We start from the raw sequence: 21,094 nt of genomic DNA on the forward strand, positions 1-21,094 counted from the left end.
CCCCCCGCCCCCCGAGGCGTCGCAGCCCGGCACCCCTCCCCCCGCCTGGAACAGCACCCCCGCGAACGACCCGGCCGCCGCGTACCCGCCGCCGCCCGGTCCCGCGGCTCCCGGCGCCTACGGCCAGACCGCGCCGGCCTCGCCTCCCGGACGCGTGCTGTCGATCGTCGGACTCGTGCTGGCGTTCCTGCTGCCGCCGATCGGCCTCATCCTCAGCATCATCGCCGCGGTGCAGCTGGGGAAGGCGCACGCGCCGAAGGGCCTCGCGATCGCCGGCATCATCGTCGGCGCGGTGCTGACCATCCTGGAGATCATCGGCATCATCCTGCTGGTGACCGTGTTCGCGGGCATCTTCGGGATGTGCGCCGAGCTCGGCCCCGGCGTGTGGGAGGTCGGCGGCGTCACCTACCGCTGCGGCTGAACCCGCAACACACACGAGGGGCCGGATGCTGCGCGCATCCGGCCCCTCGTCGTCGCCCCGGTGCGGGGCGCTGTTCACTTCTTGTAGTTGGGCGCCTCGACCACGATCTGCACGTCGTGCGGGTGCGACTCCTTGAGCCCGGCCGAGGTGATGCGCACGAACTTGCCGCGGGCCTTGAGCTCCTCGATCGTGCGGGCGCCGACGTAGAACATCGACTGCCGCAGCCCGCCGACGAGCTGGTAGGCGACGGCGGAGAGCGGGCCGCGGTACGGCACCTGCCCCTCGATGCCCTCGGGGATCAGCTTGTCGTCGCTGGGCACGTCGGCCTGGAAGTAGCGGTCCTTGGAGTAGGAGGTCTGCTTGCCGCGGGTCTGCATCGCCCCGAGCGAGCCCATGCCGCGGTACTGCTTGAACTGCTTGCCCGACTGGAACACGATCTCGCCCGGCGACTCGTCGGTACCGGCGAGCAGCGAACCGAGCATGACCGCGTCGGCGCCCGCGACGAGGGCCTTCGCGATGTCGCCCGAGTACTGCAGGCCACCGTCGGCGATCACGGGGATGCCGGCCGGACGGGCGGCGAGCGACGCCTCGTACACGGCGGTCACCTGCGGCACTCCGACGCCCGCGACCACGCGCGTGGTGCAGATGGAGCCGGGGCCGACGCCGACCTTGACCGCGTCGACGCCCGCGTCGACCAGCGCCTGTGCGCCCTCACGCGTCGCGACGTTGCCGCCGATCACGTCGATGTGGGCGAAGGACTCGTCGGCCTTGAGGCGCTTGACCAGGTCGATCACGCCCTGCGACTGGCCGTTGGCCGTGTCGACCACGAGCACGTCGACGCCCGCGTCACGCAGCGCCTCGGCCCGCTCCCACGCGTCGCCGAAGAAGCCGATCGCCGCACCGACGCGCAGGCGGCCCTGGTCGTCCTTGGTCGCGAGCGGGTACTTCTCGCTCTTGTCGAAGTCCTTGATGGTGATGAGCCCGGCGAGCTTGCCGTCCTCGTCGATCAGCGGCAGCTTCTCCACGCGGTGCTTCGCGAACAGGGCGATGACCTCGCCCGCCGCGACGCCCACCGGTGCGGTGACGAGGTTCTCGCTCGTCATGACGTCTTTCACGAACGTGGTCTGACGCTCGAACCCCGAGACGAACCGCATGTCGCGGTTCGTGATGATGCCCACCAGGCGGCCCTCGGCGTCGACCACGGGAAGGCCCGAGATGCGGTACTTGGCGCACAGCGCGTCGACCTCCTCCACCGTCGCGTCGGCGGTCGTGGTGATGGGGTCGGTGATCATGCCCGACTCGCTGCGCTTGACGCGGTCGACGTGCGCGGCCTGGTCGGCGATCGACAGGTTGCGGTGCAGGATGCCGATGCCGCCCTCGCGCGCCATCGCGATGGCCATGCGCGACTCGGTGACGGTGTCCATGGCGCTGGACAGCAGAGGCGTCGCGACGGAGATGCGACGCGTGATCCGCGACGACGTGTCGGCCTCACTGGGGATGACGTCGGTATGCCCCGGCAGGAGCAGAACGTCATCGTAGGTCAGTCCGACGAAGCCGAAGGGATCGTGCTGGTCCATGGAATCTCCTCCTGCGCGCGTGGCGCGGGTCCGGGTGCGAGTGGGTGGTCGACATCGGCCGGGGCGGGGCTGTGCCCGTATGCAGATTCTAAGCGAGACACGCCCGAGAACATTCCCAGTCCCCCGTCGTTACCGGACCGTTGGCCCGAGAGGTAGGTGATTCGCGGATCGCCCATTACGCTCAAGTGCGTCGTCCATCCCCGCGGTTCGACCCGAGTCCGCGGAGACAGCACTCACAGTGGAGGTTGCGTGGGACCCACAGCACTCGCCGGACCGCGGAAGCGCCCCTGGGCTTTCGTCTTCTTGGGAATCCTCATGGCGCTCGCGGCCTCACTGCTGCTCCCTCCCTCAGCGGCCTCCGCCGACACCACCGACGACGGGCAAGAGGTCACCGACTTCTACTTCGCGGGTGTGGTCACCAACGCCGATGAGCCCGTCGAGGGCGTGGTCATGTCGATCGAGGGCAACGGCTTCGAGGCCGAGACCGAGACCGACGCCGAGGGCAAGTGGCGCCTGTACGTGCCGGAGAAGGAGACGTACACCCTGACGGTGGACGAGTCCACGCTCCCCGACGGTGTGATCGTCGACGCCTCGCAGCTGCCCGAGGGCATCCAGCCGGTGTCGGGCACAACGGCCTCGTTCGAACTGGAGTTCGGACTCACCGGCACCAAGATCGTCAACCTCTTCCTCGGCGCGGGCGAGCGGGTCACAGTGTCGTTCCTCGATCAGCTGCTGTCGCGCATCGTCGGCGGCCTGAACTTCGGGCTCCTGCTCGGCCTGGCGTCGATGGGCGCCGCTCTCATCTACGGCACCACACGGCTGTCGAACTTCGCGCACGGCGAGATGGTGACCTGGGGTGCCGTGATCACCCTCGTGTTCACGACCTTCTGGCAGCTGCCGCTGTGGGCGGGCATCATCGCGGCGGTGATCGGCGGCGCGGCCCTGGGCTGGGCGCTCGACGCCGGCATCTGGAAGCCGCTGCGCCGCAAGGGCCTCGGGGTGGTGCAGCTCATGATCGTGAGCATCGGCCTCTCGCTCGCGCTGCGGTACACGCTGCAGTACATCATCGGCGGCAACACCTACCAGCTCCCCGGCGCGAGCCCCGAGCCGATCCGCCTCGGGCCGATCTCGCTGTCGTACATCGACATGATCGGCATGGCCACCAGCATCATCGTCATCCTCGGCGTCGCGTTCTTCCTCACCCGCACCCGGACGGGCAAGGCGACGAGGGCGATCTCGGACAACCCGCAGCTCGCGGCCGCCTCCGGCATCGACGTCGACAAGGTCATCCGCATCGTGTGGATCCTGGCCGGCACGCTCGCCGCCATCTCGGGCATCCTCTGGGCGTACTTCCGCCCGGGAGTGAAGTGGGACATGGGCATGCAGATGCTGCTGCTGATGTTCTGCGCCATCACCCTCGGCGGCCTGGGTTCGGCGATCGGCGCCCTGATCGGCTCGATCATCGTCGGGCTCGCGGTGGAGGTGTCCACGCTGCTGGGCGTCCCCTCCGACCTCAAGTACGCCAGCGCCCTGGTCGCGCTGATCATCATCCTGCTCGTGCGACCGCAGGGCATCCTCGGACGCAAGGAAAGGTTGGGCTGACACATGGACTTCGGAAGCATCTTCGGCAACACCGCCTCCTATCTGTTCAGCCCGACGACGATCGCGTACGCGCTCGCGGCGACCGGCCTCGCGGTGCACTTCGGCTACACCGGACTGCTCAACTTCGGCATGGCCGCGTTCATGGCGATCGGCGGCTACGGCTACGCGATCTCGATCCTCACCTTCGGCTTCCCGTGGTGGGCCGGCGTGCTGGTCGGCGTGCTGGGCGGGGCCCTGTTCGCCCTGCTGCTCGGCATCCCCACGCTGCGGCTGCGCGCCGACTACCTCGCCATCGCGACCATCGCGGCCGCGGAGGTCGTGAGGCTCATGTTCGTGACGGAGCTGTTCAAGGACTGGACCAACTCCGCGGGCGGCCTCTCCGGCTACCACCAGAGCTTCCGCGACGCGAACCCCTTCCCCACCGGCACGTACGGCTTCGGTCCCTGGACCTACAACGCGACCGACCTGTGGGTGCGCGTGGTCGGCCTGATCGCCCTGGCCCTCGCGGTGCTGGTGGTGTGGGCGCTCATGCGCAGCCCGTGGGGTCGCGTGCTCAAGGGCATCCGCGAGGACGAGGACGCGGTGCGCTCGCTCGGCAAGAACGTCTTCGCGTACAAGATGCAGGCGCTCGTGGTCGGCGGCATCATCGGCGCGCTCGGCGGCATCGTGTTCATCCTGCCGTCGGCCGTGATCCCCGGCAGCTACTCCACGTCGCTGACGTTCTTCCTGTGGACGATCCTGCTGCTCGGCGGCGCCGCGACGGTGCTCGGGCCCACGCTGGGCGCCGTGCTGTTCTGGATCGTGTTCGCGTTCCTCGGCGCGCTGCTGCCCGCCATGGCGAACGCCGGTTACCTGCCCATGTCGGGCGCGCAGGCCGATGTCGTGCGGTACATCCTCATCGGCATCGTGCTGATGCTGATCGTGATCTTCCGCCCGCAGGGCATCCTCGGAAACAAGAGGGAGATGACCTTTGTCAAGTGAGAACGACGCGGCGGTCACGCCCGCGAAGAGCACCCCGCGCGCCAAGACGACCGGCCTCACCGCCGGCCCCGCGGTGCCCGGCGTCAAGAAGGTCGACCCGATCCTCGTCGTGGACGCCGTGCAGCGGCGCTTCGGCGGCCTCACGGCCGTCGACGTCGACCACCTGGAGATCCCGCGCGGCGCCATCACGGCCCTGATCGGCCCGAACGGCGCCGGCAAGACGACGCTGTTCAACCTGCTGTGCGGCTTCGACAAGCCCAACAGCGGCACCTGGTCGTTCGACGGCACCAACCTCTCCGGCATCCCCTCCTTCAAGGTCGCCCGCATGGGGCAGGTGCGCACGTTCCAGCTCACCAAGTCGCTGTCGCTGCTGACCGTGCTGGAGAACATGAAGCTCGGCGCGAAGGACCAGCGCGGCGAGGGCTTCTGGGCCGGGCTCTTCCCCTTCCTCTGGCGCAAGCAGGACCAGGAGATCGAACAGCGCGCCCACGAGCTGCTGACGCGGTTCAAGCTCGACGCCAAGGAGCAGGACTTCGCGGCGTCGCTCTCCGGAGGCCAGCGCAAGCTGCTGGAGATGGCGCGCGCACTGATGAGCAACCCGACACTGGTGATGCTCGACGAGCCCATGGCCGGCGTGAACCCGGCGCTGACGCAGTCGCTGCTCGACCACATCCTCGACCTCAAGGACCTGGGCATGACGGTGCTGTTCGTGGAGCACGACATGCACATGGTGCGTCACATCGCCGACTGGGTGGTCGTGATGGCCGAGGGACGCGTCGTGGCCGAGGGGCCGCCGGACACCGTGATGGAGGACCCCGCGGTCGTCGACGCCTACCTGGGCGCGCATCAGGACGTGGACCTGGGTGCCGTGACCGGACGTCTGCCCGTGATCTCGGACGCCGACGCGGAGCGCATCCGCGAGCAGATCGAGACCGAGGTCGAAGCCGAGGTGGAGGCCGAAGAGGCCGAGGAGGAGAAGCCATGACCGACGCGCCCGTCGAGCGGAACGAGATCAAGAACGACGACGTGGTCGTCGAGCTCACCAACGTGCACGCCGGGTATCTGCCCGGGGTGAACATCCTCAACGGCGCGAACCTCGTGGCCCACAAGGGCGAGCTGATCGGCATCATCGGCCCCAACGGCGCCGGCAAGTCGACGCTGCTGAAGGCCATCTTCGGCATGGTGAACGTGCGCGACGGCGACATCACGGTCAAGGGCGAGAGCATCGTCGGCCTCAAGGCGGACAAGCTCGTGGCGCGCGGTGTCGCGTTCGTCCCGCAGACGAACAACGTGTTCCCGTCGCTCACGATCCAGGAGAACCTCGAGATGGGGCTCTACCAGAACCCGAAGATCTTCGCGGAGCGGCTGGAGTTCGTCTCCAGCATCTTCGGCGAACTCGGCAAGCGCCTCAAGCAGCGTGCCGGATCGCTGTCCGGCGGCGAGCGCCAGATGGTGGCCATGTCGCGCGCGCTCATGATGGACCCGTCGGTGCTGCTGCTCGACGAGCCGTCGGCCGGCCTCTCCCCCGTGCGGCAGGACGACGCGTTCATCCGCGTCTCCGACATCAACAAGGCGGGCGTGACCACGATCATGGTCGAGCAGAACGCGCGCCGCTGCCTGCAGATCTGCGACCGCGGCTACGTACTCGATCAGGGCCGCGACGCCTACGAGGGCACCGGCCGCGAGCTGCTGAACGACCCGAAGGTCATCGGCCTCTACCTGGGCACGCTCGGCACCGACGCCGCCTGACACGCGCCGCGAAGGGCCCGGCATCCGCGGATGCCGGGCCCTTCTGCGTGCGGAACGCGTCGCGCCGTGCCCGCCGTGGGACACGACGAAGGCCCCGAGCCGGAGCCCGGGGCCTTCGCGATGCGGCTTACTTGATCCGCGTGGTGGTGTTGTCTGCGCCGAACTCGTAGACGCCGATCGCGGCGCCCTTCGGGTCGTTGTTCTCGTCGAACGTGATCTCACCGGAGAGGCCGTCGTAATCCGGCGTGCCTCCGTCGTTGATGATCGCGGCGCACTCGGCGAAGTCCTTGCACTTCTCGCCGTCGCCCTCGCCACCCGAGACGGTGATCATCTGCTCGGCGATGTCGGCACCCTCGACCGAGCCGGCCTTCAGGGCCGCCAGGGCGATCAGGATCACGGCGTCGTAGGCCTCGGCCGAGTAGGTCACGGCGTCGATCGGGTCGTTGCCGTCGGCCGTCCAGACCTCGTTGAGCTGGTCGAGGAAGTCCTGCGGCAGCTCGGCGCCGGCGCGCGTGCCCTTCGAGCCCTCGAGGCTCACCGGGATGTCGGAGCCCCAGTCCTTCAGGTTTCCGTCGACCAGGTAGAGCGAGCCGGTGTCGATGCCCGCGTTGGCGAGCAGCGGCGCGATGGTCGCGAACTGGTCGTACGAGACCACGGCGACCGCGTCGGGCTTGGCGGCCGCGATCTCCGACACCTGGGCGTTGAACTGGCCGTCACCCTGGTTGTACGACGCGTCGGCGACGACCTCGCCGCCGGTGCCCTCGAACGTGGCCTTGATGGCCTCGAACAGGCCCGTGCCGTACGGGTCGTTCTGGTAGATGATGCCCAGCGTCTTGTGGCCGTCCTCGGCGATCTGGTTGCCCAGCACCTCGCCCTGCAGGTTGTCGCTCGGCGCCGTGCGGAAGTACAGCGGGTTGATGCCCGTGAAGTCCGGCGACGTGTTCGACGGCGAGACGGTGAGGATGCCCGCACCGGCGTTGCTGTCGAGGATCAGCTTGGTGACGCTCGACGACGCGGCACCGATCATCGCGGTGATGCCCGCGTTCTGCAGGTTGGTGATCGACGTCTCGTAGGCCTTATTGTCGAGGTCGCCCTCGTCGGCGGTGGTCAGGTCGATCGTGACACCGGCGTCGGCCTCGTTGATCTGCTGCACGGCGAGCTGCACGCCGGCTTCCATGGGAGCGCCGAGGAAGGCGAGCGATCCGGTGGCGGGCAGCAGCGAGCCGAGCTTGAGCGTCAGGTCGGCGGCCGGCTTGTCGCCGCCACCCTCCGACGGCTCGGCGTTCGGCGTGCTGCTGCAGCCGGCGATGACGATGGCGGATGCGCTGACCAGCGCGATCCCGGCGAAGACCTTCGCGGTGCGCGAGCCCTTCAGTGCGTTCATGGATGCTCCCTTGCGTGACTGAACGTGGATTGTGACCACAGGCGGGTGCTCTAACACTAGGGCGTGAGGTCAGCGCGCAGGGGGTGCAAGTATCTCGGTGCGTTAACGATCCGACACCCGGTGTCGCCGCGGTCGAGCCCGGGGATCAGAGCAGGGCGGCGCGCGCGATCCGGCGTCCCCGCCGCCCGGCCAGCAGCAGGTCGGCGACGAACACCGCGATCGCGATCCACACGAGCACGAACCCGATCCATCGCTCCGGCGGCATCGGCTCGTGCAGCACCACCACGCCGATCAGGAACTGCATGATCGGCGTGAGGAACTGGATCATGCCGATCACGGCCAGGTTCACGCGGCGCGTCCCCGCCGCGAACAACAGCAGCGGCACCGCCGTCGCGACGCCCGCGAAACCCAGCAGCAGCGCGTGCACCACACCGTTCGCGCCCATCGTGAGGCCGGAGGTCTGCGCCACCACCACCAGCTGCACCACCGCGATCGGCAGCAGCCAGAACGACTCCAGCGTGAGCCCGCTGACCGCGTCGACCGCCGGACCGATCTTCTTCTTGATGAGCCCGTACACACCGAACGAGGCGGTGAGCGACAGCGCGATCCACGGGAAGGAGCGGTACGCCACGATGATCACGACCACCGCGATCGCGGCGATGCCCACCGCGACCCACTGCAGGCGGCGGATGCGCTCCTTGAGCACGAATACCCCGAGCAGCACGGTCGTGATCGGGTTGATGAAGTAGCCCAGCGCCGTCTCGACCACGTTGCCGCTGAGCGTGCCCAGCAGGAACACCTGCCAGTTGATGTAGATGAGCAGACCGGCCAGTGCCGTCCACCCGAGCAGCCGGGGCGTGCGGAGGATCACGCGGATGGCCGCCCACCCGCGCGTGACCGTGAGCAGCAGCAGGCAGAACACGAAGGACAGCACCACGCGCCACGCGACGACCTCCCACGGGCCCGTCGGCGCCAGGAGCAGGAAGTACAGCGGCAGGACCCCCCACAGGACGTAGGCGGACGCGGCGTAGACGACGCCCGCGGTCGGGGTGGCGCGGGCGGTCTCGGGGGTCACCGCACAACCCTATGCCCGCGGCGCGACCCCACCGCGCCGGTCACCGGGCCGCTCGGGAAGATCGGCGGGAAGTGACCGACGATTGGCGGAAACGCAGAAGGGGTCCGGATGCCGTGGCATCCGGACCCCTTCGGATCCGTGGCCCCGCGCGCGGCGGGGACGGGATTCAGCTGATCAGCGGACGACGACCGCGAGGACGTCGCGAGCCGACAGGACGAGGAACTCGTCGGCGCCGAACTTCACCTCGGTGCCGCCGTACTTGCTGTAGAGCACGCGGTCGCCGACGGCGACGTCGAGCGGAACGCGGTTGCCGTTGTCGTCGATGCGGCCGGGGCCGACCGCCACGACCTCGCCCTCCTGGGGCTTCTCCTTGGCGGTGTCGGGGATGACCAGGCCACTCGCGGTGGTCTGCTCGGCCTCGACCTGCTTGATGACGATGCGGTCCTCGAGCGGCTTGATGGAAACCGACACGGTCTACCTCTTCTTTCTTGACGCTGACACGAAAGACTCGTTCGCACTCTCAACCCGAGAGTGCTAATGCCAGTGTAGGCGGTCGGCTGGCACTCATGCAATGCGAGTGCCAGCCCGGGAACGTCCGCCCCCGCGCGCCTAGGCTGAAGGAGTGGAGATGTCCGAGCTGCGTGCCCTGCTGACCCCCGCCGGCCTCGAACTGCTCGACGGCACCGGCGAGGTGGGCTCGACCGCAGAGGCCGCCGCCGCGGTGTCGCGTCTGCGCGCGGCCGGGCACTCTCCCGACCTCGTCTCCGCCGTGGTCGGCCAGGCGCACCTGCGGGCGAAGGCCGCCGCGAAGTTCGGCCCCTTCGCGGCCCGCATGCTGTTCACCAGGGCCGGCCTCGAACAGGCCACGCGCCTGGGTGTCGCAGCCCGGCACGCGCAGCGCCTGCGCAGCGCGGGGATGACGGCCGTGGCCGACCTCGGCTGCGGCATCGGCGGTGATGCGCTCGCGTTCGCGGGCGCCGGACTCGACGTGCTGGCGGTCGACGCCGACGAGGTCACCGCCGCGATCGCCGCCTACAACCTCGCGCCCTTCGGCGACAGCGTCACCGTGCGGCACGACACCGCGGAGGACGCACTCGGGGAGCCACGACCCGGCCGCGCCGTATGGATGGACCCCGCCCGCCGCACCTCTGGGCACAGCGAGACCCGCCGCGTCGCCGCGGACGACTACTCCCCCTCGCTCGACTGGGCCTTCGGGGTCGCCGCGCGGCAGCCCACAGGGATCAAGCTCGGCCCCGCGCACGACCGCGACGCCCTGCCCGACGACGCCGAGACGCAGTGGATCAGCGCCGACGGGAGCGTGGTCGAGCTCGTGGTGTGGACGCGCGAGCTCGCGCGAGACGGTGTGCGCCGCTCGGCGCTGCTCGTCCGCGGCGACCGGTCCCACGAGCTCACCGCCGCGGCGGATGCGGAGGACGCCCCGGTGCGCGACCTCGGCGCGTTCCTCCACGAGCCGGACGGCGCCGTGATCCGCGCCCGCCTGATCGGGGATGTCGCGCGCAGCCTCGACGCGGGCATGCTCGACCCCCGCATCGCCTACCTCACGTCGGACACCGCCCTGACGAGCCCGTTCGTGCAGAGCTTCCGCGTGCGGGACGTGCTGCCGATGAACACCAAGGGCATCAACGCGGCGTTGAAGGCGAACGGCATCGGGCGGCTGGAGATCAAGAAGCGCGGGGTGGACGTGGATCCCGCGGCGTTCCGGCGCACGCTCACGCTGAAGGGCGACGCCGAGGCGACCCTGATCCTCGTGCGGATCGGCGACCGGCGCCGCGCGATCCTCGCCGACCGGGTGTCCGCGGCCGACTGATCGCTCAGCCGTCCGGGTCGCGATCGGGGATCTCCACCCGGATCGGATCGCCGGGCGGACCCGTCGTCACCAGATACGAGTCTCCGGACGGCGCCTCGGAGAACACCGCCCCGGTCGTGACCGACAGGTACGGGGCCTGCCAGCGCGTGAACTCCACCTGGACCACCGAGACCGCGATCACGTCTCCCGACTCCTGATCGACGTCGACCACCTGCACCCCCAGCCCGGACTCCAGGGCCTCGCTGATCGGGGCGCACTGGCGCGAGGCGTCGGCATCCACGATCAGACACCGCAGGGACACACCGGTGTCCGACGGACGGTCGGCCAGCCACACCGGTTCCCCGTGGAAGAACCCCACCAGCGACAGCCCGAGCTCGTAGCCGTCCGCCAGGAGCTCCTCGGCCCTGGTGCGCTGCTCGCCCTCGAACTGCGACAGCACCGACGAGTTCATGCTCCAGCGCTGGATGCTCACCATCGGCTCGTCGTCGACCGACAGCAGCAGCGTGGCCACGACGTTCTCGACCGCGGCCCCGCCCTCGTCGCCCGGCGGGTCGATCGGGACAGGGACCGTGACGTTCATGCCGTCCGCGGCGTCGTCCGCGGGCAGGCAGGTCGACTGCGAGCGGTCGCCCACATCGAGCACCAGGCACAGTCGCCGGGCGTCGTCCTGCGTCGCGAACCACGCGAGCGCGTCGTCGCTCTGCGCCACCGCCCGCACCGATCCCCGGTCGTAGTCCTCGGCCGCGAGCTCGGCGCGGCGCTGCTCCTGCGCGGCGGTCAAGGGCAGCGCGGCGTCGCGCGGGGCGAACAGCGCCCAGCCCGCTCCCACCCCGACCGCCACCAGTGCGAGGGCCGCGGCGACGACGATCGACGCCCGGCGACGCCGCGCGAGCGGCAGCGACGGTGCGTCCTCCGCCGCGGTGCCGTGGGGCTTCGGGACAGCGTCCCCCTCGGACGAGGGGTCGACGTTGTGCCCGGCGGCGGCCTCCGGGGCGGCCTCGCGCGGCCCGGACGCCGCGCTCTCGTGCCGGGCGGAGGCGGAGGCGGAGGCGGGGCCGGAGGCGGAGGCGGGTCCGGAGACGCCGGGACCCGAGGCGCGTGGCCCGGAGGCGGAGCCCAAGGAGGTGGCGGGTCCGGGGACGCCAGGACCCAAGGCACCGGGCCCAGCCTCGCGCGGCCCGGACGCCGCGCTCTCGTGCAGGGCGGAGGCGGAGGCGGAGGCGGACGCACCGGGGCCGGACACACCGGAGCCGGAGGCGGAGGCGCGGCGGGCGTCGTGCAGCGCGCGGAGGCGGCGCGCCTGCACGTCGTCGAGCCCGGGGCCGCGGCCGTAGGCGCGACGCTCCAGCTCGCGCAGCTCACGCTCCGCCGCGTCGGTCCACGACCCCTCGGTGCCGGGCGTCGCTGCGGCGTCGGGCGTCTCAGTCCCCTCCGGCACCGGCGACACCCCCCTCGCGCGTGATCACCAGGAACATGGGCCCCGCATCCATCGGCAGCTCGTAGCGCGTCATCGCGCCCGAGGCCACATCGGCGACCTCCAGCGTGAGCCCGCGTCCGTACTCGCCGAACGTCTCGGCGGCCTCGCACGTCATCGGCGCCTCCGCGGTCGAGCCGTCGTAGATCAGGCACTGCCGTCCCTCGCCGATCCGCGAGGCCACCCACAGCGGAACATCGCCGTCGTACCCGGCCACCCAGATCGAGTTCGGATCGAACCCGTCCTCCGCCAAGCGCTCGGCGGTGGCGGTCTCCTCGTCGTTCGCGTACTCGATGCCGGTCACGGTGCTCGAGTAGTCGGAGGAGGCGGCGGCGACCGCGGCCTCGCCGCTCGCGGTCAGCAGCAGCTGCGCGCTGACCTGCCTCTGCCGCTCCTCGTCGGCGCCGAGGGTCAGCGAGCCGTACAGCCCGGTGTTCTCGACCTGCTCGGCAGGACCGCAACTGGGCATGGTGCTCTTGCCCGACCCCAGGACGAGGCAGATGCGCGCGCGCTGCTCCTGGGTCGCCGTCCAGATGACCACGTCGTCCTCCACCGCGAGCGCCCGCACCGACCCGGGGTCGTAGACGCCTGAGGCGACGAGGTCGTTGTGCCACACCTGTTGCTCGGCCGTCAGCGCGACCGCCGGCGCCGCAGATCGGCCGAACGCCGCCCAGCCGATGCCCACGCCGACCGCGACCAGGAGCACCGCGGCGAGCGCGAGGACGAGGGGACGACGGTTCCGCAGCGTCCCGAGGACGCCCGTCGCGTCGGTGCCCCCCGAAGACTCGCTGTCGACGCCGGCACCCGGATCCGAGCCGTCTGCACTCTCCGGCGACGCGTCGCCCGGGCCGCCACCGGACACCGCGTCCGCGCCCGATGCCGAGGCCGTGTTGGCATCGGAAGCCGGGCCGGTGTCGCATGCCGCGGCATCGCGAGCCGGCACCCCGGAGGCGTCCGCACGCCCGGCACGCCGGAGCTCTTCGAGAGCGGCCAGCCGGGCGGCCTCGGCGGCCGTGAGGGCGCCATCGCGGGCGTAGGCCTTCCGCTGCAGCGCCCGCAGCTCGTCGTCGCCCCCCGCCGACGGCATCGCTAGCCGAGCCTCTCGAACTGCATACCGGCCCACAACAGCCAGGCCAGGCTGTACACGGTCGCGCACAGGCCGAGAGCGAGCGCCCAGCGCGCGATCGCGCGGTTCTCCATCGGACGCCGCAGCGACATGATCGCCGCGATCACCGCGACCACCGCGACCGGGATCCCCCAGCCGACGAAGAACGACGCGCCCAGCGCCACGATCGCCGCCAGCAGGGCCCAGGGCGCGAGCCGCGTGTCGTCGACGGGCGCCGGCTCGGTGACCGACGGCTCCCACTCCGCATCCTCGTGACGGTCGATGTCCGGGCCACTCACCACCACGGGCTCGATGCCGACCGGACCCGTGGGCAGCTTGCTGTATCCGTCGCGCCGCGCGCCGGGGATCCGCGCCGTCGCCGCCGAACGGTCCACCTGTTCGCTCGCCCGCTCGAGTCGCGCAGGGGGCGTCGGGGTCGCGTCTCCCGCCGGTCGCGGCACGTCGCTCATACCGCCACCGCCTCCGCGACCTGGATCTCGGTCACCGGCAGGGTCGAGTCGGCGCCGAACGCGAGGGTCGACGGCGGACGACCAGACGAGATCAGCTCGGCGGCGAGCGCCGCGATCATCGCGCCGTTGTCGGTGCACAGCGACAGCGGCGGGATGCGGACCGTGACGCCCGCCTCCGCGGCTCGCGCCAGGGCGACCTCGCGCAGCCGCCGGTTCGCGATCACGCCGCCGCCGAGCAGGAGCCGCGGGACTCCCAGGTCGGCGCAGGCGGCCAGCGCCTTCGTGACGAGCACATCGACCACAGCCTCGCGGAAGCTCGCGGCGACATCGGCGATGGGCAGCGCCGGGGCCTCGTCGCCCGCCGCCGCGGCCTCCGCCTCGAACCGCTCCACCCACCGCGCGACGGCGGTCTTGAGCCCGGAGAACGAGAAGTCGTACCGGTGCTTCGCGAGGTCGGACGCCCGGGACAGCCCGCGCGGGAACCGGATCGCCTCGGGATCCCCGCCCACCGCGGCCCTGTCGATCTCGGGGCCTCCGGGGTACGGCAGCGACAGCAGCCGCGCGACCTTGTCGAACGCCTCGCCCGCCGCATCGTCGACCGTCTCGCCCAGCAGCTCGACATCGGTCGTGAGGTCGCGCACGTGCAGCAGCGACGTGTGCCCGCCCGACACCAGCAGCGCGATCGTCGGGTACTCGAGCGCCTCCGACTCCGGCGTCAGGATGTCGGCGGCGATGTGACCGACCAGGTGGTTGACGGCGTACAGCGGCTTGTCGAGCGACACCGCGAGCCCCTTCGCCGCGCCGACACCCACCATGAGCGCGCCCGCCAGTCCCGGACCGCTCGTGACGGCGACCGCGTCGAGCTGATCCAGGCGCACCCCGGCCTCGGCGAGCGCGGCGTCGATCGCCGGCTGCAGCGCCTCCAGGTGCGCACGAGCCGCGACCTCCGGCACGACGCCGCCGTAACGGGCGTGCTCATCCATGCTCGACGCGATCGTGTTGGACAGCAGCGTGCGGCCGCGCACGATCCCGATACCGGTCTCGTCGCAGCTCGTCTCGATGCCGAGCACCAGGGGCTCGCTCATGCGTTCGCCTCCTCCGGCGTATCGGCGACCGCGGGGTGGCGGCGCAGGTCCAGACGCATCACGATCGCGTCGACGTCGTCGGGCTGATAGTAGCGGGGGCGTCTGCCGATCTCCTCGAAGCCCTCGGCCCGGTACAGCCCCTCCGCCGGCGGGTTGTCGGCCCGCACCTCGAGGAACATCTCCCTGGCTCCCCGGGCGGCCGCCGCCCGGAGCAGAGCGTGCAGCAGCGCACGCCCCCGGCCCCGACCCCGGTGCTCCGCGAGCAGGGCGATGGTCTGGATGTCGGCGTCGGCGCCGCCCTGCAGAGCCCTGACCCCGCCGTACCCCACGATCTCGCCGTCGACCTCGTCGACCAGATAGCGGCCGTGCGGACTCGACAGCTCGCTCGCCATGGTCTCGCGGCTCCAGGCGTCGGTGGGAAACGACCGCTCCTCGATCGCCATGATCGCGTCGAGGTCGCCCGGCACCGCCTCCCGCAGCGTCACGAACCCACCTTCTTCGGCGCTCCGGGCAGCGTCACGTCGGGGTGACGGAGGTACAGCGGCTCGGCGTCGGCGAGCGTGCGGCCCGCGGCCAGCGCCCGCGCGCCCGCCCTGGCCAGGTCGACCGCGGAGAGCACGGTCGTGTCGACGCGCGGGATGCCGTCGAGGTGGGTGTCCGCATCGACGGCCCGCACCAGCACCGTGTCGGCCACGACCACCGGCAGTCCGTCGTCGTCGAGCCCGTCGAACACCGTGACCGCGACCTCGCGGCGGCGTGCGTCGGTGACGATCGCGAACGGGCCGGACTGCGTCGGCAGGGCCGTGAGCGCCGCCGCGGTGTGGCTCGGGACCGGCAGCACGGGCAGACCGCGGCCGAGGGCGAACGCGCGGGCGGCGGCGATCCCGATGCGCAGCCCGGTGAACGGTCCAGGACCCATGCCGGACACGACGTGGGTGATGCCGTCGGAGCCTCCGTCGCGGAGCACCCCGGCGAGCAGATCGCCGATCACCTCCGCATGACCGAGCGGATCGGCGGTGCCCGCCTCGGCCCGCGGCGTCCCGTCGGGGTCGATGAGAGCGACGGCGGTGCCAAGGGACGTGTCGACGGCGAGGATCACCCCTCCAGGGTAGTCGTCACGGGCCCTCCGGCGCCGTGCAGGAGGGGGCGGCCCGCTCAGCCCAGGGGCGCCCTGACCGGGTAGTCCTGATCCTCCAGGATGACCTGGGCGGCCGCGCCCGTCGTCCGGTTCACGACCACGGGCGCCAGGAGGTTCACGCTCACGCCATCCGCCGAGGGGTGCGCGACCACGAGCACCAGGGCATCGTCGGGCGAGCGCAGTGCCAGGTCGTCCACCTGGGCGTCGCTCAGCGTCGGCGCATACTCCCCGAGCACGGTGCTCGGGTCGACCAGGTACAGCCGCAGCGCCTCGTCGGCCACGGCCCGCAGCGCGAACAGCCCGTCGGCGCCGTCGATCGGCGCGAGCGCGAAGTCGACGTGCGGGGCGAGCCCGGGAGGCGGGGCGGTGAAGGTGAGCGCCGCGGTCATCGCAGGAAGTCCATCAGCGAGGGCTGCAGCACGCGGGCGTTCACCGCGAGCGCCGACCGGTAGACGAGCTCCTGGGCTTGGAGGCGGATGAGGACCTCCACGGAGTCGACGTCCTCGACCGCCGCGCGGCGGGACTCGAGGGACACGGAATTCTGCACGGCCGCCTCCTTGGCGCGTTCGATCTGGGACTGACGGGTGCCGACCGAGCCCTGCACCCCGAGCATCGCGGTGCGGCGGTCGTCGATATCGCCGAGCCGCGGCCCGACGTTGGTGCCGGAGCGGAGATCCGCCACGATGCGGTCGACCAGCGCGAACACGGAGTCGTCCCCCGCGCCGAACACGGCCGCGCCGTCGGTGTCGACGCGGACCGAGGCGGCGTCGGACACGCGGCGCGTGACCTCGGAGCCCGCGACGCCGCTGTACGAGTAGTCGGCCGCGAAGGCCGCGGTGTCCGACGTGCCGGCGAACACGGAGCGGCCGAGCAGGCGGGTGTTCGCCTGCGCGAGCAACTCGCCCCTGATGCCCTCCAGCTCCACCGCCAGGGCCTCTTTGGCGGTCGCGTCGAGCGCGCCGTCGTTGGCGCCCTGCGCCGTGAGGTCGCGCACGCGGGAGAGCAGCGAGGTGCTGGCGGTGATGGCGCTGTCGGCCGCGGTCACCCACGCCAGCCCGTCGTCGATGTTGCGGGCGTACTGCTCGGTGCGGCGCTGCTCGGCGTGCAGCGCCAGGGTCGCGGCCGCGGCGGTCGGGTCGTCCGACGGTGCCGCGAACGCCTTCTGCGAGGTCGCCTGGTCCTGCAGCCGCGCGAGCTCGGACAGGTTGGCCTGCAACTGGCGCATGGCCGTCTGGGTCATGGTGGACTGCGTCACGCGAGAGATCACGGTGCTCCTCCGATCAGCGTCCGACGACGCCCGTGCGGTTGATCAGGACGTCGAGGGCCTCGTCCACGGCGGTGAGCACGCGGGCGGCCGCCTGATACGCGGTCTGGTAGGTGAGGAGGCTGATCGTCTCCTCGTCGCCGTCGACGGCCGCGACGGACTGCTGGGCGCCGATGGCCCCCGCCGCCGCCGACTCCGACACCTTCGCGCGCTGCACGTCGGCCGCGGTCGAGACGCCGAAGCGGGTGACCTGGTCGGTCCACAGCGCATCGGGCGAGGTGGCGCGCCGTCCGATCTGCGAGATGAGATCGGCGTTGCTCGCATCCTTCGCCCCCGCGCCCGGAGCCGCCAGGGCCAGCTGGTCGGCGCTCGTCACGGCCACGCGCAGCCCGAGGGCCGCGGAACCCGTCGCCGGGAGGGTGAAGAAGTCGCCGCCCGGCTGACCGGAGGCCGTGACACCGGCCCGGTGCTGCGCGTTGAGCGACTCGGCCAGCGCGGTCGCCACACGGTCGTAGGTCGAGGCGAGCTGCGCGAGCATGCCCCCGTCGGCGGCCGGCGCCAGCACCGACAGCGTGCCGCCCAGCTCGCCGCCGTCGACCGAGACCGGAAGGTCGGGTGCCGACTCCCAGATCACTCCGACGCGCTGCCCCGCCTCGATCGCGGTCGGCCCGGTGAGGGTGAGACGCCGGGCGTCGCCGCCGGAGACCAGGGCGTTGCCGCCGAGGCGCAGCGTGAGCGTGCCGTCGCTCTCCAGGGTCCCGGTGCCGCCCGTGAGGCGGGCGACATCCTCCGCGAGCACGGTCCGGCGATCCATCAGCTCGTTCGCGGAACGCCCGGCGGCGAGCGCGTCGCGGATCTCGCTGTTGAGCACGGCGATCTGCTCGGCGGCCGCATTCACCTGATCGACCGCGCGACCCGCCGACTCGCGTGCGGCCGTCCACTGCGCTGCCACCGTGCGGTAGCCGCCGGCCACGTGCGCGGCGAGCTCCTTCGCGGACTCCAGGACGCTCGCCGCGGCGGCGCCGGAGTCGGGCGTGTTCGCGAGCTCCTGCCACCCCGCCCAGAAGGAGGTGAGGCGGTTGGCGAGGCCCTTGTCGGTCGGCTCGCCCAGAGCAGCCTCGGCCGTGGTCGCGGCGAGGGCGCGCGCCGACCAGTAGCCCGAGGTGCCGAGGGTGTCGCGCACCCGCGCGTCGAGCAGGGCGTCACCGAGCCGGGCGACGCCGTCGATCGACACGCCGTGGCCGGGGAGCGCCCCCATGCTGAAGCGGCCCGTCTGGGCGACGGCGGCGATCGACGAGGTCTCGACCCGCTGCCGCGTGTACCCCTCGGTCTTCTGGTTGGCGATGTTCTGTCCGACGACGTCCATGCCGCGGCGTGCCGCGGCGAGTCCGCTCGCGGCGGTGTTCAGTCCACTGAAGGTCGACATGGTCCCCTCTCGGTCACATCTCTGTGTCGATGATGCGGGCGGAGTCCTCGCGGGCGCGGTCTCCACGGGTGGTGTACTCGCCGCTCTCGAGGCCGAGTGCGGCGATGGTCTCCTGCGTCGCGCGGAGCACGCCGCTGAGCTGCTCGGCGGTGGAGTCGCGCATCTGCTCGACCTCCGCCGTCAGCCGCACGAGCGCGCGCAGGTGGTCGGTGAGCACGTCGGCCCACGCCCCCTCCGGCGCGTGCTCGATGAGCTCCGTGATGGTCGCCTCGTCCGAGGCGCCCCACTCCTGCGCGACTCCGGCGACCTCGACGGCCCTGGACAGTCCTGCACTGCGCAGACGATCGAGTACCTGATCGATCTCGCGTGCCGCAAACTGTATCCAGTGCGATCGGCCAGCCGCGAGCAGCAGTTGCTGCTCGTCGAGCTTGAAAAGCAGCATCTCGAGCAGCTCGCGCTCGCGCCAGAGCTGCATCGATAGTTCGTTGGCTCCCATGATCCCCTTGTTCCCCAGCGATCCCCCGCCCCAACGCCGGTGCGATCGACCCGCCTGTTAACGGTTCCTTAATCCCTATCGGCCGCCGCGCCCATAAGGTTACTATGTGGAACGGCGGTGGTTAGTTCTCCCCATGTACATATCGCGAATTATGTGATATGCGCATCTACCCCTCGCCATGGAGCTTCCGGAGTGCATCCAGAGAGGTGGATCATCCCCCATGTCGTCGCGCGCTGAGCGCAACCGCCTCGTCGAGGCCAACCTTCCCCTGGTCGGCTATCTCGCTGCGGACACCCATGCTCGGGCAACCCACATCCCCCGCGAAGAGCTCGCCGCCGTCGGCGCGCTCGCCCTCGTGACCGCCGCCGACGCCTACGACCCCGCGCTCGGCGTCCCCTTCGGCGCCTACGCCCGGCGCCGCATCCTCGGTGCGTTCGCCGACGAGATGCGCTCCATGGACTGGGCGTCCCGCGGCATCCGCAAGCGCATCAAGGAGACCGTCGCCGTGCGCGACACCCTCACCGCCGCCCTCGGCCGCACGGCCACCGTGACCGAGGTCGCGACGGCCATGGGCTCGCCCAGGGAGGCCGTGTCGGAAGCACTCGCCGACGCCGCGCGCACCGTCTCCACCATCGACGACCCGGCCGCCCGCGACCTGGTCGCCGACGTGCCCCTGCCCGAGGAGTCCGCCCTGGTCGGGGAGCGCCGCGAGGTGCTGGAGCACGCGATCGCCGCCCTTCCCGAGCGCATGCGCCGCATCGTGCTGGCCGTGTACATCGAGGAACGGCCCGTGAAGGAGATCGCCGAAGAGCTGGGGGTGACCCACTCCGCCGTCTCGCAGCAGCGATCGGAGGCCGTGCGGCTGCTGCGCGACGCGCTCGACCGCTACTTCGCCGAGGGCACGGTGGAACCCGTCGCCTCCACCCGCATCTCCCCCGCCGCCCGCGACGCCTACTTCGGCCGGATCGCCGAGGCCGCCGGCGCCCGCATCGGCGAGGTGTTCCGCACCGCGGCCCCCGCCTGACCACGCCGCATCCCTAACGCGCGCGCCTCCTCCGCCGATAGGTGTGAGCGGGAGACCACGGACGGTCCCCCGTACAACACATCACGGAGGAAACCCTCATGGGTATGCAGATCAACACCAACGTGTCGGCGCTCAACGCCTACCGCAACCTGTCCAACACGCAGAACGACGTGTCGAAGTCGCTCGAGAAGCTCTCGAGCGGTTTCCGCATCAACCGCGCAGCGGACGACGCCGCCGGCCTCGCGATCTCCGAGGGCCTGCGCTCGCAGGTCAACGGCCTGAACGTCGCGGCCCGCAACGCCCAGGACGGCATCTCGGTCATCCAGACCGCAGAAGGCGCCCTGACCGAAGTGCACTCCATCCTGCAGCGCGTTCGCGACCTGACCAACCAGGGCGCGAACGACTCGAACAACGCGAAGTCGCGCAACGCCATCCAGACCGAGATCTCCGCCCTGGGCGACGAGCTCACCCGGATCGCGGCGAGCACCAACTTCAACGGCATCAAGCTGCTCTCGGGCGGTACGACGCTGACGTTCCAGGTGGGCGCGGGAGCGGTCGCCGCCGAGGACCAGATCTCGGTGAACCTGACCAACTTCGCCACGCTCGGTGCCGACATCAAGACGCTCGCGACGGGCATGACGGACGCGGCATCGTACGGCGCTGCTCTGGCGGGCATCGACACGCAGATCCAGGCGGTCTCGACCGCACGTGCCGGCTACGGTGCGCTGCAGAACCGCTTCGAGTCGACCATCAACAGCCTCAACGTGTCGGCCGAGAACCTCGCCGCCGCCGAGAGCCGCATCCGCGACACCGACATGGCGTCCGAGATGGTCAAGTTCACGTCGGCGAACATCCTGTCGCAGGCGGGAACGGCGATGCTCGCACAGGCCAACCAGGCCAACCAGGGCGTGCTCCAGCTGCTGCGCTGATCCGCACCGCAGCACTGAATCGCACCGGGGGTCCGGGGGATGGCGCCGTCTGCCACCGGGACCCTC

General features: G+C 71.2%; 22 protein-coding genes. 8 read left to right on the plus strand and 14 right to left on the minus strand.

Annotated elements, in window-relative coordinates; genetic code table 11:
• Window positions 1-421 (plus strand): DUF4190 domain-containing protein (locus ACWGQ1_RS17665; RefSeq protein ID WP_452313461.1); only part of this gene is annotated, 421 nt, incomplete at its 5' end.
• A gap of 74 nt (window positions 422-495) precedes the next feature.
• Here ACWGQ1_RS17665 and guaB read toward each other — a convergent pair.
• Complete coding sequence (gene guaB, locus ACWGQ1_RS17670) at window positions 496-1,998, minus strand: IMP dehydrogenase (RefSeq protein ID WP_136035187.1); 1,503 nt, start codon at window positions 1,996-1,998, stop codon at window positions 496-498.
• 315 nt (window positions 1,999-2,313) lie between these two features.
• Between guaB and ACWGQ1_RS17675 the strand changes: the two genes are divergently transcribed.
• The 4 genes from ACWGQ1_RS17675 to ACWGQ1_RS17690 are packed head-to-tail and all read left to right on the plus strand — an operon-like array spanning window position 2,314 to window position 6,330.
• On the plus strand, window positions 2,314-3,600 hold the full coding sequence (locus tag ACWGQ1_RS17675) for a branched-chain amino acid ABC transporter permease (RefSeq protein WP_136035188.1): 1,287 nt from the start codon (window positions 2,314-2,316) through the stop codon (window positions 3,598-3,600).
• Window positions 3,601-3,603: 3 nt separating this feature from the next.
• On the plus strand, window positions 3,604-4,581 hold the full coding sequence (locus tag ACWGQ1_RS17680; protein ID WP_136035189.1) for a branched-chain amino acid ABC transporter permease: 978 nt from the start codon (window positions 3,604-3,606) through the stop codon (window positions 4,579-4,581).
• On the plus strand, window positions 4,571-5,566 hold the full coding sequence (locus tag ACWGQ1_RS17685; RefSeq protein WP_168387197.1) for an ABC transporter ATP-binding protein: 996 nt from the start codon (window positions 4,571-4,573) through the stop codon (window positions 5,564-5,566). The genes ACWGQ1_RS17680 and ACWGQ1_RS17685 overlap by 11 nt, the downstream gene beginning before the upstream one ends.
• Window positions 5,563-6,330 (plus strand): ABC transporter ATP-binding protein, encoded by a 768-nt coding sequence (locus ACWGQ1_RS17690; RefSeq protein WP_136035190.1) that lies wholly within the window; start codon window positions 5,563-5,565, stop codon window positions 6,328-6,330. Before ACWGQ1_RS17685 ends, ACWGQ1_RS17690 begins: the two co-directional genes overlap by 4 nt.
• Before the next feature lie 127 nt (window positions 6,331-6,457).
• Here ACWGQ1_RS17690 and ACWGQ1_RS17695 read toward each other — a convergent pair whose 3' ends face one another.
• The 3 genes from ACWGQ1_RS17695 to groES form a co-directional block, all read right to left on the minus strand.
• On the minus strand, window positions 6,458-7,714 hold the full coding sequence (locus ACWGQ1_RS17695; protein WP_136035191.1) for an ABC transporter substrate-binding protein: 1,257 nt from the start codon (window positions 7,712-7,714) through the stop codon (window positions 6,458-6,460).
• A gap of 145 nt (window positions 7,715-7,859) precedes the next feature.
• Window positions 7,860-8,789: an EamA family transporter RarD gene (gene rarD, locus ACWGQ1_RS17700; RefSeq protein WP_136035192.1), complete on the minus strand. Its 930-nt coding sequence runs from the start codon at window positions 8,787-8,789 to the stop codon at window positions 7,860-7,862.
• 174 nt (window positions 8,790-8,963) lie between these two features.
• Window positions 8,964-9,260: a co-chaperone GroES gene (gene groES / locus ACWGQ1_RS17705; protein WP_017203655.1), complete on the minus strand. Its 297-nt coding sequence runs from the start codon at window positions 9,258-9,260 to the stop codon at window positions 8,964-8,966.
• Between the two features lie 151 nt (window positions 9,261-9,411).
• Between groES and ACWGQ1_RS17710 the strand changes: the two genes are divergently transcribed.
• Entirely contained in the window at window positions 9,412-10,617 is a 1,206-nt protein-coding gene (locus ACWGQ1_RS17710; protein ID WP_378803463.1) for a class I SAM-dependent methyltransferase, read from the plus strand.
• Between the two features lie 4 nt (window positions 10,618-10,621).
• Here the strand turns inward: ACWGQ1_RS17710 and ACWGQ1_RS17715 are convergent, their stop codons facing one another.
• Genes ACWGQ1_RS17715 through flgN form a run of 10 tightly spaced genes read right to left on the minus strand, consistent with a single transcriptional unit; the run spans window position 10,622 to window position 19,075 of the window.
• Window positions 10,622-12,055, minus strand: a complete 1,434-nt coding sequence (locus tag ACWGQ1_RS17715) for a hypothetical protein (RefSeq protein WP_452313462.1) — start codon at window positions 12,053-12,055, stop codon at window positions 10,622-10,624.
• On the minus strand, window positions 12,039-13,178 hold the full coding sequence (locus ACWGQ1_RS17720) for a hypothetical protein (RefSeq protein ID WP_452313463.1): 1,140 nt from the start codon (window positions 13,176-13,178) through the stop codon (window positions 12,039-12,041). Before ACWGQ1_RS17720 ends, ACWGQ1_RS17715 begins: the two co-directional genes overlap by 17 nt.
• Window positions 13,179-13,180: 2 nt before the next feature.
• Window positions 13,181-13,666 carry a hypothetical protein gene (locus ACWGQ1_RS17725; protein ID WP_452313464.1) on the minus strand — a complete coding sequence of 162 codons (486 nt, stop codon included), beginning with the start codon at window positions 13,664-13,666 and terminating at the stop codon, window positions 13,181-13,183.
• A complete protein-coding gene (tsaD, locus tag ACWGQ1_RS17730) occupies window positions 13,663-14,751 on the minus strand; it encodes a tRNA (adenosine(37)-N6)-threonylcarbamoyltransferase complex transferase subunit TsaD (protein ID WP_452313465.1) in 1,089 nt (362 codons plus the stop codon). The genes ACWGQ1_RS17725 and tsaD overlap by 4 nt, the downstream gene beginning before the upstream one ends.
• Complete coding sequence (rimI, locus tag ACWGQ1_RS17735) at window positions 14,748-15,236, minus strand: ribosomal protein S18-alanine N-acetyltransferase (protein WP_136031039.1); 489 nt, start codon at window positions 15,234-15,236, stop codon at window positions 14,748-14,750. The genes tsaD and rimI overlap by 4 nt, the downstream gene beginning before the upstream one ends.
• On the minus strand, window positions 15,233-15,850 hold the full coding sequence (tsaB, locus tag ACWGQ1_RS17740) for a tRNA (adenosine(37)-N6)-threonylcarbamoyltransferase complex dimerization subunit type 1 TsaB (RefSeq protein WP_247638451.1): 618 nt from the start codon (window positions 15,848-15,850) through the stop codon (window positions 15,233-15,235). Before tsaB ends, rimI begins: the two co-directional genes overlap by 4 nt.
• Window positions 15,851-15,906: 56 nt before the next feature.
• The gene (locus tag ACWGQ1_RS17745) at window positions 15,907-16,278 is read right to left on the minus strand and encodes a flagellar assembly protein FliW (RefSeq protein WP_452313466.1); all 372 of its coding nucleotides are present in this window, start codon (window positions 16,276-16,278) and stop codon (window positions 15,907-15,909) included.
• On the minus strand, window positions 16,275-17,156 hold the full coding sequence (gene flgL / locus ACWGQ1_RS17750; RefSeq protein WP_452313467.1) for a flagellar hook-associated protein FlgL: 882 nt from the start codon (window positions 17,154-17,156) through the stop codon (window positions 16,275-16,277). Before flgL ends, ACWGQ1_RS17745 begins: the two co-directional genes overlap by 4 nt.
• Before the next feature lie 13 nt (window positions 17,157-17,169).
• Window positions 17,170-18,579 carry a flagellar hook-associated protein FlgK gene (gene flgK, locus ACWGQ1_RS17755; RefSeq protein WP_452313468.1) on the minus strand — a complete coding sequence of 470 codons (1,410 nt, stop codon included), beginning with the start codon at window positions 18,577-18,579 and terminating at the stop codon, window positions 17,170-17,172.
• Between the two features lie 13 nt (window positions 18,580-18,592).
• Window positions 18,593-19,075: a flagellar export chaperone FlgN gene (gene flgN, locus ACWGQ1_RS17760; protein ID WP_136031050.1), complete on the minus strand. Its 483-nt coding sequence runs from the start codon at window positions 19,073-19,075 to the stop codon at window positions 18,593-18,595.
• 220 nt (window positions 19,076-19,295) lie between these two features.
• Here flgN and ACWGQ1_RS17765 point away from each other — a divergent pair, with 220 nt between their 5' ends.
• Both ACWGQ1_RS17765 and ACWGQ1_RS17770 read left to right on the plus strand, forming a co-directional pair.
• Window positions 19,296-20,099, plus strand: coding sequence for a sigma-70 family RNA polymerase sigma factor (locus tag ACWGQ1_RS17765; RefSeq protein WP_136031052.1), 804 nt, complete (start codon window positions 19,296-19,298; stop codon window positions 20,097-20,099).
• 98 nt (window positions 20,100-20,197) lie between these two features.
• The gene (locus ACWGQ1_RS17770) at window positions 20,198-21,028 is read left to right on the plus strand and encodes a flagellin N-terminal helical domain-containing protein (protein ID WP_136031054.1); all 831 of its coding nucleotides are present in this window, start codon (window positions 20,198-20,200) and stop codon (window positions 21,026-21,028) included.
• The last annotated feature ends 66 nt before the right edge of the window (window positions 21,029-21,094 follow it).

Source organism: Microbacterium sp. NPDC055599, assembly GCF_053618975.1.